Origin of the sequence: Allosalinactinospora lopnorensis (assembly GCF_000981225.1) — a bacterium.
GTDB classification, from domain to species: domain Bacteria; phylum Actinomycetota; class Actinomycetes; order Streptosporangiales; family Streptosporangiaceae; genus Allosalinactinospora; species Allosalinactinospora lopnorensis.
The window spans coordinates 1-1,541 of record NZ_LAJC01000174.1 but is presented as its reverse complement, the minus strand read 5'-3'; the positions used below and the strand labels follow the sequence as shown (position 1 = coordinate 1,541).

General features: G+C 69.0%; 1 protein-coding gene. It reads right to left on the bottom strand.

Annotation, left to right across the window (positions count from 1 at the left end):
• Positions 1–23: 23 nt before the first annotated feature.
• The gene (locus VS93_RS26335) at positions 24–1,391 is read right to left on the bottom strand and encodes an IS4 family transposase (RefSeq protein WP_201776772.1); all 1,368 of its coding nucleotides are present in this window, start codon (positions 1,389–1,391) and stop codon (positions 24–26) included.
• Positions 1,392–1,541 lie beyond the last annotated feature (150 nt).

The following is a 1,541-nucleotide window of genomic DNA, read 5'->3' as shown; positions in this document are numbered from 1 at the left end:
GGCTTTAGGCCAAGGCCGTGAAGTTAAGGAGAAGTTGCTCCGGTCAAGAGGTCGATCTTGACTGTGGCCTTGTAGCTGCGGCGGTCGATGTTGAGGCTTTTGTAGGCGTAACGCGACAGCGGGCGCTTGACCGCGCGCGGGCTGATGCGTAGTCGCCGGGGCGGCAGGAGGTTGTTGAGAACCCGGGCTCCGATGGTGCCGATGAGGTCGATGGTGGTGTCCTCGGTGGTGTTGGCAGCTCGGATGGCCTGGTCGCGGGCGGCCTCCAGCGCCACGCTGAACCCCGCCCGGTCAGGATCGGTGCCAGGCGCGGTCCCAACCGCGTCGGCAATGGCGATGCGCAGCGCCTGGTAGGCCACCAGCAGCGCATAGACCTCCTGGGCAATACCGGCCGGGGTCCGCGAGCGCAGCACACGGCGCCCCAGGATCGTCTTCTTGATCGCGAAGTAGGCCGATTCGATCTCCCAGCGCTCGTGGTAGAGCCCGACCAGGTCGGCGGCCGAGTGGGCGCGGTGGTCGAGCAGTGTGGTGGCCAGCCGGTAGGCACCGGTGCGCCTGCCCTGGGAGGTGGTGATGGTGATCGCACACTCGATCACGCGCACCCGCACACCGCCGATCCGCGACAGGAACGACCCGTCACCCAACCGGTGCAGCACGGGCGGCCTGCGCACCCCGTTGAGGCGGGCGAGGAAGTCCGCGCCGGTGTCGGCGGCCCCGGCCAGGAACGTGTTGGAGGAGAATCCGCGGTCCAGCAGCACAATCATGCCCGGGCGCAGCGAGGCGCACAGATGCCGGCCGTAGGCGGTCTCGCCGGCGGTTCGGGGGCCGAATGCGGCATCGATGACGGCGCGGGTACCGCAGGCCACCAGCGCGCTCAGGCAAATCTGGGGATAGCCCACGGCACAGGTGTGCTGGTTGGAGCCCTTGCCCAAGCACGAGCGCAGGTGCGGGCTGTCGGCCGTATCGAGGTAGGTGCCGTCGAGAGCACACACCAGCAACCCGTGGAAGCGGGCACCGGGGGTGCGGATGGCCGAGACGGGGCCGCGCAGCAGGTCGAACAGGGCACGCAGCGGGGCTGGCCCGAGCCGGGTGCGGGCCTGCCACAGCGCGGCGGCGCTGATGCGGGGGATGCGCGCGGGGTCCAGAGCGCAGGTGAGCTTGCGCCACACGGCCAGGTGGCCGATGGTCTCAAACAGCGCGGCGGCCAGCAGCAGGTAGACCGTGACGCGGGCGGGCAGCTTACGCATCCGCGTGGAGTGGGCGCCGGTCTCGGCCAGGGCCGCGTCGACCATGTCGCGGGAGACGATGCGGGTGAGATCACCCAGATGGCCGGGAGCCAGGATGTCCTCATGGGATGCGGATGCGGGATCGGTGGCAGACTGGACAGGCAAGCGGAGCCCCTGGGAAGAACGGACAGCGACGTCGTCTTGGCGGATGAGTCGTGTCTACCAGGGACTCCGCTTGCCTTGCCTCAGGCAGGGAGAAGGCGGCGGCTACCTCTTGACTTCGCTATCCACCCTCTTAACTTCACGGCCTTGCCC